This window comes from Streptomyces montanisoli (assembly GCF_017813245.1).
Taxonomy (GTDB): Bacteria; Actinomycetota; Actinomycetes; order Streptomycetales; family Streptomycetaceae; genus Streptomyces; species Streptomyces montanisoli.
This window is the reverse complement of sequence record NZ_JAGIQL010000360.1, coordinates 1-1,320: the sequence shown is the minus strand read 5'-3', so window position 1 is coordinate 1,320 and position 1,320 is coordinate 1. Positions and strand designations below refer to the sequence as shown.

The following is a 1,320-nucleotide window of genomic DNA, read 5'->3' as shown; positions in this document are numbered from 1 at the left end:
TCTCGCAGCCGGTGCGCGAGGCCCGAGAGTGCGTCGGCGGCGCGCCGGGCGCGCTGGGCGGCCTCCTGGCGCTCCTCGCCGGCTCGCGCCGTGTCCGCCGCGGCCTGCTCGGCCTCAGCGCTCGCGGCGCGGGCCACGGCCAGTTCCTCCTCGGCACGCCCGGCGCTCTCGCGGGCCGTACGCGCCGACGCGGCCAGCTCCGCCAGCGTCCCCGGCGGGCAGTCGGCACGCCAGGAGCCGACGCGGGCCGCGAGAGCGCGGTCCCCGGCGAGGCGTGCCGCGACCTCCGCGATCTCCTCGTCGCGAGCGGCGGCGCGGTCGCGCAGCTCCCGCCGCTCCTGGTCGGCGGCGTGCTCGTCGTGCATCGCGGGGTTGGGCGGTACGAGGAAGACGTCGCCCGCGCCGTCCTCGCCGCCGCGCGGCACCGGCGCGAGCAGCGCGGCCGCCGTGCCGACGGCGACGGTGGAGCGGGGCAGCAGCGCGGCGGCGGCGAGCACGTCGCGGGCGCGCGCGTGGGAGGCGTGGTCGGTGATGACGACGCCGTCGACCAGTTCGGGGCGGGTGGCGAGGACGGCGGCGTGGTCGGTGGGGTCGACGCTCTGCGCGAGGTAGCGCCAGCCGGGCAGCGCGGGGATGCCGTGCTCGCCGAGGTACTCGACGGTGGCGAGCACGTCGGGGCCCGGCGGCAGGAGCCCGCCGTCGCCGAGCGCGCCGAGGATGCGCGCGTCGTCGGCGGCCGCGGTGCGCAGGTCGAACAGGCGGCGCTCGGCGGAGGCGATGGACTGGTCGAGCAGGTCGCGCAGTTCATCGGCGTGACCGTCGAACTCCTCGGCCGACAGCGGCCCACGGCCGGCGCCTCCGCCACCGTGGGTGCCGGCACGGGGCGCCGGCACGCCGGGGCTTCCGGACGCCGCAGGCAGGGAGAGCAACTCGGTGAGGCGGTCGTCCGCCGCGATCGACTCCGCCGCGCGGCGCTCCGCCTCGTACGCGCGCTCCGCGGCCTGCGCCGCGTCCTTGGCGCGCGCGGCGGCCAGTTCGGTGCGGCTTTCCGCGCCGGCGGCCTCCCTGGCGCGCTCGCCCGCACCGCGGCCCGCGCAGGTGGTCGGACTCGCTGCGCGCGCGCTGTGCGGCGGTGGCGGCCGAAGTGGCATCGCGGTGGGCGGTCTCGGCGGTGTCCTGGAGGGTGGCGGAGCGCGCCTCCTCCTCGTTGGCGAGGCCCTCGGCGTCCCCGGCGGCCGCGTGCAGGGCGCGTACGAGGTCGGCCGCCGCCGTGGCGCGCGCGGCGAGCGCGGGCGCCGCGTCGCGCTCGGCCTCCCGGAT

1 pseudogene is annotated in these 1,320 nt (G+C 80.1%); it reads right to left on the bottom strand.

What is annotated here, in order from left to right:
- A pseudogene (locus JFN87_RS33150) lies at nt 1–1,320 on the bottom strand (hypothetical protein); the annotation flags it as partial.